11 protein-coding genes and 1 tRNA gene are annotated in these 10,278 nt (G+C 41.1%); 5 read left to right on the plus strand and 7 right to left on the minus strand.

Annotation, left to right across the window (positions count from 1 at the left end; all coding sequences use genetic code 11):
• Nucleotides 1–273: 273 nt before the first annotated feature.
• From thpR to GX437_07620, 3 genes are read left to right on the plus strand one after another with little or no spacing between them, the layout of a single operon-like run.
• Entirely contained in the window at nucleotides 274–840 is a 567-nt protein-coding gene (gene thpR, locus GX437_07610) for an RNA 2',3'-cyclic phosphodiesterase (GenBank protein NLJ07519.1), read from the plus strand.
• On the plus strand, nucleotides 837–1,664 hold the full coding sequence (gene trxA / locus GX437_07615) for a thioredoxin (protein NLJ07520.1): 828 nt from the start codon (nucleotides 837–839) through the stop codon (nucleotides 1,662–1,664). Before thpR ends, trxA begins: the two co-directional genes overlap by 4 nt.
• Before the next feature lie 49 nt (nucleotides 1,665–1,713).
• The gene (locus GX437_07620) at nucleotides 1,714–2,685 is read left to right on the plus strand and encodes a T9SS type A sorting domain-containing protein (protein ID NLJ07521.1); all 972 of its coding nucleotides are present in this window, start codon (nucleotides 1,714–1,716) and stop codon (nucleotides 2,683–2,685) included.
• Here GX437_07620 and GX437_07625 read toward each other — a convergent pair.
• Both GX437_07625 and GX437_07630 read right to left on the minus strand, forming a co-directional pair.
• Nucleotides 2,680–3,183 carry a shikimate kinase gene (locus GX437_07625; protein ID NLJ07522.1) on the minus strand — a complete coding sequence of 168 codons (504 nt, stop codon included), beginning with the start codon at nucleotides 3,181–3,183 and terminating at the stop codon, nucleotides 2,680–2,682. The genes GX437_07620 and GX437_07625 overlap by 6 nt on opposite strands.
• A complete protein-coding gene (locus tag GX437_07630) occupies nucleotides 3,183–4,112 on the minus strand; it encodes a methionyl-tRNA formyltransferase (GenBank protein ID NLJ07523.1) in 930 nt (309 codons plus the stop codon). The genes GX437_07625 and GX437_07630 overlap by 1 nt, the downstream gene beginning before the upstream one ends.
• 258 nt (nucleotides 4,113–4,370) lie before the next feature.
• Between GX437_07630 and GX437_07635 the strand changes: the two genes are divergently transcribed.
• Nucleotides 4,371–4,820: a hypothetical protein gene (locus tag GX437_07635; GenBank protein NLJ07524.1), complete on the plus strand. Its 450-nt coding sequence runs from the start codon at nucleotides 4,371–4,373 to the stop codon at nucleotides 4,818–4,820.
• A 55-nt stretch (nucleotides 4,821–4,875) separates the two neighbouring features.
• Nucleotides 4,876–6,492: a hypothetical protein gene (locus GX437_07640; GenBank protein ID NLJ07525.1), complete on the plus strand. Its 1,617-nt coding sequence runs from the start codon at nucleotides 4,876–4,878 to the stop codon at nucleotides 6,490–6,492.
• A 66-nt stretch (nucleotides 6,493–6,558) separates the two neighbouring features.
• On the opposite strand, the gene nadA is transcribed toward GX437_07640, so the two are convergent.
• From nadA to GX437_07665, 5 genes are all read right to left on the minus strand, one after another.
• Nucleotides 6,559–7,467 carry a quinolinate synthase NadA gene (gene nadA, locus GX437_07645; protein NLJ07526.1) on the minus strand — a complete coding sequence of 303 codons (909 nt, stop codon included), beginning with the start codon at nucleotides 7,465–7,467 and terminating at the stop codon, nucleotides 6,559–6,561.
• Between the two features lie 68 nt (nucleotides 7,468–7,535).
• Nucleotides 7,536–7,610 (minus strand) — tRNA-Pro (locus GX437_07650).
• A gap of 119 nt (nucleotides 7,611–7,729) precedes the next feature.
• Nucleotides 7,730–8,017 (minus strand): septum formation initiator family protein, encoded by a 288-nt coding sequence (locus GX437_07655; protein NLJ07527.1) that lies wholly within the window; start codon nucleotides 8,015–8,017, stop codon nucleotides 7,730–7,732.
• Between the two features lie 7 nt (nucleotides 8,018–8,024).
• Nucleotides 8,025–9,317, minus strand: coding sequence for a phosphopyruvate hydratase (eno, locus tag GX437_07660; GenBank protein NLJ07528.1), 1,293 nt, complete (start codon nucleotides 9,315–9,317; stop codon nucleotides 8,025–8,027).
• A gap of 57 nt (nucleotides 9,318–9,374) precedes the next feature.
• The coding region (locus GX437_07665; protein NLJ07529.1) for a hypothetical protein at nucleotides 9,375–10,278 on the minus strand (904 nt) is incomplete at its 5' end.

Genomic DNA, 10,278 nt, shown 5'->3' on the forward strand with positions numbered 1-10,278 from the left:
CAATCATCAAAGGCCTTGTTCCGGGAGCGATGATCCAGATATTCTGAGGCATTATTTGCTGTTCGGGAGAGCAGGAATGTAAGTTTAATAAAATAATAATCCCGCAAAATATCATTATTCTGTTCATCTTGGATGGCATTTGGCCTGCAAATTTAAAAATTATATTTCTTGTTATTCTTTCAGTGCGAAGTTTTTTTATTCATGCATCGCTTTGTATTTTTGAAATAAAGATAGTCCTGAAAATATTTATTAATCGGGCTAAAAACAATCATCATGAAAAACCTCAGAATATTTTTTGCCATTCCGCTGAATGAAGAATTGTCAGCTTTGTGCAGGGAATTTACAGAAGCATGTGAAAATCAATCTATTCGTTGGATTGCCCCGGAAAATCTGCATGTAACGCTGGTTTTCTTAGGCGATTTTCCTGAGAATCTCTTATCTTCCTTGTTGCAACATGTAGAAAATCAACTGTTTAAATCCAAGTCTTTTGAAATTGTTTTTGAAAAGTTTACCTATTATCCTTATAAAAAGCCGGTTATGATCTGGGGTAAATTTTTCGAAAATCCTCAATATTCAGGATTTGTCCGCTTGTTAAATAAAGCCTGTGAAGATTTTTATTTCGATCATCATCTCGAATTTACAGATCATCTGCATAAAGACCAGATACCGCACATTACCCTAAGCCGGTTGAAGAAGCAGCCCCACAACTTATTTCCACTCCCTGAAGCATTTAATTTACATGTTAGGCTGAATGTCAGTAAATATTGTCTTTATCAGTCTGAATTATTGTCAGACGGAGCACGCTACACCCTCTTGCATGATTTTAGCTTAAAGGCATGAAAAAAAAAGCTATGTCAGGCAAATACGATGTGATTGATTTCCAGAAAGATGTAATTGAAGAGAGCTATCATAAACCTGTATTGGTTGATTTTTGGGCTGCCTGGTGTCAGCCATGCCGTATGTTAGGGCCGGTACTTGAAAAGCTTGCAGAAGAAAATAAAGACCGTTTTAAGTTGGCCAAGCTGGATACCGAAAGTTTTCCGGAAATCGCCCGACAGTTTAATATCCGGAGTATTCCGGCTGTAAAACTTTTTGTAAAAGGAAAAGTTACGGCTGAATTTGCAGGAGCCTTACCCAAACAGGCAATTGAAAAATTTTTAAAACAGCATTTACCCGACAAAAACAGGGATGAACTGGAGGCCATTAAAAGCCGTATTCCTTATGGCGTCAATGGTGAGATCATTAAAAGGCTTGAGAATCTGATAGAAAAAGCACCTGAGCTGACAGAAGCCAAGTTTCTGTTGGCACGTCTGATAGTGCTTCAAAACCCTGAGAAAGCCAGGCAGTTAATATCTGATATTCATGCCGATTCACCTTTTTGTCTTCAGTCGGAATACCTGAGGAATTTTTGTCATTTCATGACCCTGAAAGATGAAGATTTTGAAGAAGGAAAAGTCAGGGAAAATCTTATTGAGGCAAGGAAGCTAATTCAGCAATCACAGTTTGATAAAGCGCTGGAAAATATCATACAGTCGTTGATGGTACAAAAGGAATATATGGACGGGCTTGCCCGTAAAACCGGAGTAGCCATCTTTACCATTCTTGGCAACGAACATGCGGCCACCAAAGCCTACCGGAGACGTTTTGATATGTCGCTGTACTGATACAACCTGAGTAAAAGACTTTTCGTCATCCGCATATCAAAAAACACTGATGAAGCTGAAAGATTTATTTCTATTGCCGGGGATAATGTTTTTATTTTTTCCGGCTCATTCGCAATGGCAATGCGGACAAAATCTGATTGATTCCAGAGATGGACAGATTTACCAGACGGTGTTAATCGGTAATCAATGCTGGATGGCGGAGAACCTCAATTACGGCACTATGATACTGAATATCAGCGGGCAAGGAGGACAAATGATGAAGAATGATTCAGTGATTGAAAAATATTGCTGGAACAATGATGAAGATTATTGCAATGGAACGAACGGAAAAACAAAGAAAGGCGGTTTTTACGAGTTCAAGGAAGCCATGCAGTATTATGACGGTCAACCGGCCCAGCCCACTCAGGGTGTTTGCCCGCAAGGGTGGCACATTCCTTCTTATACCGAAATCACTGCGCTGATAAATAGTTTAGGCGGTGACGTAAGTCAGGCTTATACTAAGATGATGCCGGGCGGTTCTTCCGGATTTAATGCCCTTCAGGTAGGCTATCGTTGTACGCTCAACGGGAGTTTCCGCAATGGTGCTATCGGAACAGATGCTGTTTATTACTGGATATCAGAGCAAAGCAAAACCAATCCGGCTTATGCTGTTTTTATGGTATTGGATAAAGGCTCACCTCAGGTTCAGATGTGGGAATACGATAAATCCATTGGCATCAGCGTCAGATGTTTGAAAGATGTTTCAGGTGCCACCAACGAAATTAAACCGGAAAATCTGGTACTGCTTTATCCGGTCAAACGTCTATCTTCCTTGTTATACCTTTCAGTACAATCTCCAGTCTCTCAGAGGCTTGATGTTAAACTGTTTGACTTGCAGGGGAAAGAAATTGTCTCTTCACAGCATTCGCTAATAGCCGGAAAAAATTCTGTAAATATTGATATTCCATACGAGTTAAAAGGAATTTACCTGATTCAGCTAAAAACAGCCGGTAATTGCCTGACGCAAAAATTAGTTTTATAAAGTTTTCAGCCATTTCGGTAAATCTTCCGGAGAAATTCCTGTCGGGTCAATGACTAAATCGGCCTGTCGGTAAAAAGGGAGCCTCTTTTCAAGCAATTCTTTCAGTTTTTGTTCAAAATTCTCTTCCGGAATATTTTTCAGCAAAGGTCTGTCTTCTTTTTCTTTTTTTAGCCTTTCCGCCACGACCCTGAAAGGAGGGAAGAGGAAGATGATTTTCCCATGGTTTTTTATAAAAGAAAGATTTTCAGGAGTAATGATGGTGCCTCCGCCACAGGCAATAATGCAATTTTCAGGATAATCAAAGGACTGAAGTACTTTCGTTTCAATTTCCCTGAATCCTGACTCTCCTTTTTTTTCAAAAATTGAGGCGATACTGCTCTGTTCACGTTTTTCGATGACTTTGTCGAGGTCAACAAAGGGAATTTCAAGAGTTTTTGCCAGTATTTCTCCGTAATGGCTTTTTCCACTCCCCATTAAACCTGTCAGAAAAATTTTCATCACTTAAATTTTTCGTTACCTTTAAAAACAAATCCTCTGAGAAATTCTTTAACCTCCAGCATTTTCCTTCCTTCAGCCTGCAAGCTGAGAAGGTGGATAAAACCTTCGGCAGCAGCGACACGAAGATAGTTTTTGTTGTCGGTCAAAATGGTTCCGGGAGCATGTTCATGTTTTATTGTTTCAAAATCAGCGGTATAGATTTTTATTATTTTATTTTCAAGGGTAGTCCATGCGGCAGGATAGGGCGACAATCCCCTGATCAGGCAATCAATTTTTGAAGCAGGCTGTTCCCAGTTGATACGGCAAAATTCTTTTGTAATCTTGGGAGCCTTCGGATAATTGCCTGTCATATCCTGATGAATTGTAATAACTTTTTGTTTATCAATATAATCCACTGTTTTGCATAAAAGAGAGGCACCTGTGTGAGCCAGTTTGTCGTGGAGGCTGCCTGCTGTTTCACGGGCAGAAATGTCCACCATTTCCTGAAAGATGATTTCTCCGGTATCGATCTGGTCATTTATAAAAAAAGTAGTTACTCCGGTCTTTTTTTCTCCGTTGATAATCACATGGTTAATCGGAGCTGCACCCCGGTAGGCAGGAAGCAGGGAAGCGTGTAAATTGACAGTTCCAGCCGGTGGCAGTTGCCAGACTTCCGGAGGCAGTTTACGGAATGCAACCACCAGAAATAATCCGGCATTTATTTTTTTCAACTGTTCGATAAAGCCTGGGTCTCTCAGATTTTCAGGCTGCAAAACGGGTATTGACAACGATTCAGCATATCTGGCTACTTCCGGTTTGACAAGTTTTAACCCTCTGCCGGCCTGCTTGTCGGGTGTTGTTACCACCGCAGCAATATCCCAACCCTTCTCAATCAGGCTTTTTAAAGAAATGACTGCAAATTCAGGTGTTCCGAAAAAAACTATTTTCATGTAAAAAATTAGAACTGCAAACTTAAACCAAAAAGATTTCATTTCTTACGTTTACGCAAAATGCAATGGAATTTTTCAGGACATATAAACGTTGCAGGAAAGCGGGCTGATTCTGATATTTCTGAAGAAAAAGTAATGTTGTCGTATTCAATCTTTTAAGTGCACAGACAAAAACATAAAGAACTGAATGATAGTCCGTAATAACCGTTCAGAATGCACAGGCAAATCTAAAAAGATATATTTGTAGCAAAAACAGAGATGGACAAACTTGGCCTCAAAACCGAAATCATTGAAAAGTGCATGGTGATGCTTCAGGAAAAGTTTAAGATACACGAGGCAGAGATGAAAGAAGCACAAAATGCGGCCAATGAAGCAGGCCCGCCAAAAGACCGTTACGATCCTTATCGTTCGCAAATGTTGCGCAAGCGGAATTTACTGGCAGAACAATGTCAGCAGGTGCTTGATGAACTTGAAATCCTGAAAAAGATAAACCCTGTTGTGAATGACAAGGTGATGTTTGGAAGCGTAGTCATCACCAATCTGCACAGACTTTTTATTGCTGTCCCCCTTGGAAAAGTGGAAGTGCAGAACGAAGTCTATCATGTCATTTCTGTTCATACACCCTTGTTTGAAGCGCTGAAAAATAAAAAAGCTGGAGATCCCGTTATCTTTAATCAAAACAAGATTCTGATTGCAGATGTTTTCTGATTTGTATTTTAGCTGTCGCATTTTTCATTTAAACAAAACCTTCAATACAGTTTTTATGACCAGATTCATGGTTTTTTTGTTATGCCTGATGAGTTTTTTTAAACTTCAGGCTCAGAATGAAATAAAATTTCTTCAGGCTGTTCAGAAAGGAAACCTAAGCGAAGTGAAAAGCTTTATCGAAAAGGGTATCAATATCAATTGTGCAGACCAGAACGGAAATACAGGCTTAATTATCGCTGTTCGTGAGGGACATTATGAAATTGCCCGGACCTTAATATCCAATGAATGTGATGTCAATCAGAAAAATGCCATGGAATATTCACCTCTGCTGTATGCAGTCGAAATTGAGGATATTGAAATGGTGAAACTGCTGGTGAAGCATGGAGCAAATGTCAATGATGCGACACACACCGGCACTACTGCCCTGATGCTGGCTGTAGAATCCGGAAATTTTGAGATGGTGAAATATCTGCTTGAACATAAAGCCAACCCCAACGGATGGGAAAGGGTTAAGGGAGAAACAGCCCTGATGTGGGCAATCATCTGGGGATATGAGGATATTGCCAGATTATTGATTGACAGGGGTGCACAGGTTAATGCCAATCAGATCAGGGGCTTTACCCCACTTATGTTTGCCTGCGACAGTGGCAGATTTGAAATGGTTAAGTATCTGCTGCAGAAAGGTGCTGATCCCAATCTGGAAGACCGTAAAGGCGAAAACTGCCTTTCTCATTTGTCTGAAAACGGCAATATTGAAATTGCAAAATATCTCACCGGTTATCAGTATGATAATGTAAAAAAACTGAGTATTGAAGGCTATAATGGTTTTCTGGCCATAAAAATGGCTGCCAGCCAGGGCGACCTGGATTTCTTAAAATATCTCATCAGCAACAGAAAAACAAAACCATTCGACCTGACCGTTGCTTTGCTAATTGCATCCGGCAGGGAAAAAATGAATATTGTAATGTATCTTGTTGAAAACCAGCAGGTTGATGTCAATTCTGTCAATGAAACAGGACTAACTGCATTGATGGCAGCGGCTCAGGCCGGGAAGATGGAGGCTGTCAAATACCTGATTGCTCATAATGCCGATCCCAACAAAAGGCAAAAAGACGGTAAAACCGCACTTATTCTGGCTGTCAGGGGTGGATATAGCCAAATCGTTGAGTTTTTAATTAACAACGGTGCCAACATGAACATTGCCGATGATGTCAGCGAAACAAATGTTTATGGCACACCCCTCATGCATGCGGCTGAGCTGGGGCATACCGATATAGCCCGTTTGCTGGTCATGGCAGGAGCTGATATTGATTTTAAGAATCAGTTTGGATACGATGCTTTGTTGGTTGCCCTGAATTTTGACAGGTTCGATCTGGCTGAACTGCTGATCAAACATGGGGCAAATGTGAATACAAAAAACAAAAAAGGTTTCACGGCACTGATGATTGCCGCTTCAAAAGGGAATTTGGCATTGGTCAGGATGTTGGTTGAAAACGGAGCAATGCTCAATCAGATCAATAAGGAAAAAGCTATGTCGGCATTGGATCTGGCCATTGCCGGAAAAGATATCAGCGAAAAATTAAAAGACAAAGTCGCCATAGAATCGTACCGCCAGGTTATTGAATTCCTACAGTCGAAAGGGGCTAAGAAGGCTTCGGAGTTGATGAAATAATACAGGACTTAAATTTTCATATCGAATTTCGAAATGAGAAATTAGAGTTGCAGGTTGTGGATTGGGTTAACTTAATTCAAGCATGCGGTCGATGGCTTTCCGGGCTTTGATGGCTATTTCTTCCGGGACATTGATTTCATATTCGTATTTTGTCAGTGCCCGTTCGACCAGATACAGGTTGGTCATTTTCATATAAGAGCAGATATTACAGAAGGAATGGAAGGTTTTACCGGGGACTTCCAGTCTGAGTTTTTCTGCCATGCCACATTCCGTAACCATGATAAATTCCTTTGCCTTTGATTCGCGGGCGGCTTTAATCATCCCACTCGTTCCCCTGACATAATCTGACATTGCCAGCACATCTTCAGGAGACTCCGGATGGGCAATGACTTCAGCCTCAGGGAAACGTGCTTTGAAATCCCTGAGCAGTGAGCCGTCAAAAGCATTGTGAATGTAGCAATAGGCTTCGTAAGGGATGATCTTCTTTCTTGTTTTGCTTTGAATGTAGGCGGCAAGGTTTTTATCAGGTAAAAAGATGATTTCTTCGTTGGGCAGAGATTCTACAATTTTCAGGGCATTGGCGGATGTACATATCACATCACTATGCGCCTTAACATCGGCATTGGTGTTGATATAGCAAACCACAGCAGCATGGGGGTGCCGGGCTTTTAGGGCAAGAAGCCCTGGTACGTCCGACATATCAGCCATCGAGCAGGTAGCTTCATAGTTAGGCAGTATGACTTTTTTATCCGGATTCAGGATTTTTGCAGTTTCTGCCATGAACCTCACACCACAAAAAATGATAATATCTTCTTCAACTTCCATGGCACGTCTTGAAAGCTCAAGCGAATCACCGATAAAGTCACCTATTTTGTATATTTCAGGATCCTGATAGTTGTGAACAAGAATAATAGCGTTTTTTTCTTTTTTAAGCTTTTTTATTTTTTCAATCAGTTCCTCTTTTATTTTGTCCATATCAGCTTTTTTGGAAAATCAATGAATATTAATACGAAAAAGCCTGCCAAAATTTCTGGCAGGCCATGTCGGGGTGAGAGGATTTGAACCTCCGACCCCCACGTCCCGAACGTGGTGCGCTAACCGGACTGCGCTACACCCCGAAAGTGCTTATCATTGCAGATTAATCTGCTTTTTCAGCAAAAAATGAGAACTGTTTGATGCTGCAAAAATAGTTACTGTCTGGAATATACCAAAAGTATGATTGCTATTTATTCCGGTTTCAGTTTTCTTCGATGATATATATTTCTTCGTCAGGCCTTTTCAGAAAAAACGTTTCACGTGCATACTTTTCAAAACTTTTTTTGTCCATGGTCAATTCGCGTATAATCCGTTGGTTTTCTTTGATTTCTTTGTTATAATATTCAACCGTCTTTCGCAATTCACGAAGATTCTTCCGTGTTTTCATGGTGCGCAGGATGTTGTTGTTGTCGAGAAAACCTACCCAGATGATAAAAAACAAACTGGCAAGGAGGTATTTGTTTTTCAGTATGCCAAGCATTTTTTTCATAAGCCTTTTATCTGTGCAGAAATCTGAAAGATTTACCCGGATAAACAGCATCCGACCCTAATTCATCTTCTATCCTCAGCAATTGGTTGTATTTGGCAATACGGTCGGAGCGTGAGAGTGAACCCGTTTTAATCAGGCCGGTATTCATTGCTACACTCAGATCGGCAATAAAAGTGTCTTCTGTTTCCCCTGAACGGTGGGAGATGACATTTGTAAAATTATGATTTGTAGCCAGTTGCATTGTTTGTATGGTTTCAGTCAGGCTGCCTATCTGATTCAATTTAATTAAAATGGAGTTGGCTGCCTTCATTTCAATACCTTTTTGCAGACGGACAGGATTGGTGACAAAGAGGTCGTCTCCGACAATCTGAATCTTACCGGCTGTTTTATTCATCAGTTTTACCCATCCGTCCCAGTCGTCCTCGGCAAGGCCATCTTCCAGTGATATGATGGGATATTTTTTTATCCAGTTGAGCCAGAATTCAATCATTTCATCGGTAGTAACTTCTTTTTGGGTTGATTTGTAGAAACGGTATAGTTTCTTTTCTTCATCATACATTTCAGAAGCGGCAGGATCAAGGGCAATATAAACATCTTCCCCCGGTTTATATCCGGCTTTTTCAATGGCAGCGATGACTGTCTCGATGGCTTCATCATTGGATTTGAGGTTAGGGGCAAAACCGCCTTCATCACCTACATTGGTTGAATATCCCTTGCTCTTCAGGTAATCTTTCAGGCTGTAGAAAACATTGGCTGCCATGTGGATGGCTTCGCCAAAAGTATCAGCACCGATGGGCATAATCATAAACTCCTGAAAATCAATGCTGTTATCGGCATGTTTGCCACCATTGAGAATGTTCATCATCGGGATGGGGAGTGTGTAGGCACCAACTCCGCCAAGGTATTTGTAAAGTGGAAGGCCTGCCTCCTCAGCAGCAGCACGTGCTACTGCCAATGATACGGCTAAAATAGCGTTTGCGCCTAATTTGGATTTATTTGGGGTATCATCCAGTTCAATCATGATTTCGTCTATCATTTTCTGATCGAATACGCTCAGGTCGAGCAATTCGGGTTCAATGATCTCCATGATATTTTCCACCACTTTTTCGACACTTTTCCCTCTGTACTTATTTTTATCTCCGTCACGTAATTCTACTGCTTCGTGTGCTCCGGTAGATGCTCCGGAAGGAACGGCAGCTCTTCCAATGACTCCGTTTTCGGTAAATACTTCTGCCTCAACTGTCGGAGTGCCTCTTGAGTCAAGGATCTGACGGGCTATTATTCCTGTTATTGTACTCATAATCTAAATTTTTTGTGCAAATGTATCAAAAGTTATTGACTGAATAAAAAATAAATATCAACTGATTGAATTTTTTCCCTGACGGTGATGTTTAACATATTCATTCATGTATTTTCTGAACTCTTGATGAAGCTGAGCTGTTATTTTACCCGGTTTTCCGTCAGCAATACTATAATTATCAAGCCGGACAACGGGCATGACTTCTGTGGATGTTCCCACCACCATCAGCTCCTCCAGATGAGGAAGCTGTTCTGCTTTGATGGGCTTTTCCTCAAAATCAATGTGAAGTTTGCGGCAAAGGTCAATGACAATGTCACGGCTGATACCTGCAAGGATATGGTTGTTTTTGGGATGGGTCAGAACCTTACCATTAAAAACACCAAAAACACTTGAATGTGACGCTTCCGTTACCAGGCCATTACGGATAAAAATTGCCTCATAAGCTCCTGATCTTGAAGCTTTCTCAATGGCCATCACATTGGCGACCAGGCCGATGGTTTTCAGGTCGCAGCGCTGCCAGCGGATGTCTTCTGCAGTAATGCATTTCACTCCTTCGGAAAACTCTTTTTCGAACGGGGTAAATTTCCTGACGGCAATGTAAACTGTCGGAGAAATGTCGGCATCAGGAAAAGCATGCATTCGCCTGTACACCCCACGCGTGATCTGAAGATATACACTGGCCTCCTGATTTGATAAGTGATTTATTTCCAGTAGCTTGTAAATGATATTTCTGATTTCATCCATGTGCGTATTCCTGATTTCGAGCTCTTTCAGACAATAGGCAAGCCGTTGAAAATGCTCATCACCATGAAATAAAACACCTGAAATGCTTCGAAGTACATCATAGGTGCCATCGGCAAACATAAACCCCCTGTCGTTGACGGAAATTCGGGCTTCCTCTTCCGGAAGATATTGTCCATTGAGATAAACGGTAGCTGTCATGGGTGATATGTAAATAATG

The sequence above is a fragment of the Sphingobacteriales bacterium genome (assembly GCA_012517435.1).
Lineage (GTDB): Bacteria > Bacteroidota > Bacteroidia > CAILMK01 > JAAYUY01 > JAAYUY01.

What these genes read in the sequence shown, in the direction of transcription:
- thpR (NLJ07519.1), top strand. Translation starts at nt 274, where the DNA reads ATGAAAAACCTCAGAATATTTTTTGCCATTCCGCTGAATGAAGAATTG.
- trxA (NLJ07520.1), top strand. Translation starts at nt 837, where the DNA reads ATGAAAAAAAAAGCTATGTCAGGCAAATACGATGTGATTGATTTCCAG.
- GX437_07620 (NLJ07521.1), top strand. Translation starts at nt 1,714, where the DNA reads ATGAAGCTGAAAGATTTATTTCTATTGCCGGGGATAATGTTTTTATTT.
- GX437_07625 (NLJ07522.1), bottom strand. Translation starts at nt 3,183, where the DNA reads ATGAAAATTTTTCTGACAGGTTTAATGGGGAGTGGAAAAAGCCATTAC.
- GX437_07630 (NLJ07523.1), bottom strand. Translation starts at nt 4,112, where the DNA reads ATGAAAATAGTTTTTTTCGGAACACCTGAATTTGCAGTCATTTCTTTA.
- GX437_07635 (NLJ07524.1), top strand. Translation starts at nt 4,371, where the DNA reads ATGGACAAACTTGGCCTCAAAACCGAAATCATTGAAAAGTGCATGGTG.
- GX437_07640 (NLJ07525.1), top strand. Translation starts at nt 4,876, where the DNA reads ATGACCAGATTCATGGTTTTTTTGTTATGCCTGATGAGTTTTTTTAAA.
- nadA (NLJ07526.1), bottom strand. Translation starts at nt 7,467, where the DNA reads ATGGACAAAATAAAAGAGGAACTGATTGAAAAAATAAAAAAGCTTAAA.
- GX437_07655 (NLJ07527.1), bottom strand. Translation starts at nt 8,017, where the DNA reads ATGAAAAAAATGCTTGGCATACTGAAAAACAAATACCTCCTTGCCAGT.
- eno (NLJ07528.1), bottom strand. Translation starts at nt 9,317, where the DNA reads ATGAGTACAATAACAGGAATAATAGCCCGTCAGATCCTTGACTCAAGA.